At 59.8% G+C, this 244-nt stretch carries 1 protein-coding gene; it reads left to right on the top strand.

Going from position 1 to position 244, the window contains the following annotated elements:
• Positions 1 to 25 precede the first annotated feature (25 nt).
• The coding region (locus ON19_RS45205; protein ID WP_157229894.1) for a hypothetical protein at positions 26 to 244 on the top strand (219 nt) is incomplete at its 3' end.

Below are 244 nucleotides of genomic sequence, written 5' to 3'. Positions count from 1 at the left end.
CTTGATTCGGCTCGCGCAGAGGCCTGTGGCCATCACCATTGAGGACTGCATGCAGGTGCCTGCTATTGTGGCGGCCGCCAATCCCAGATCAGATGAGGCCAAGCTGCGCCTCAGGGGCGCTGGGCTGCTGATAGTGGACGCCAGTCCGAAGAAGGTGTCCGATGATGTCTACTACGTGGTGGAAAACGCCAAAGGAGGACTGGAGATTGTGGAGGGGTCAAAGCTGGATGGTGTCACCCCCTGC

The sequence above is a fragment of the Nocardia abscessus NBRC 100374 genome (assembly GCF_000308455.1).
In the GTDB taxonomy this organism is placed as follows: Bacteria; Actinomycetota; Actinomycetes; order Mycobacteriales; family Mycobacteriaceae; genus Nocardia; species Nocardia abscessus.
The sequence above is the reverse complement of the archived record's forward strand: the minus strand, read 5'-3'. Positions and strand labels throughout refer to the sequence as shown.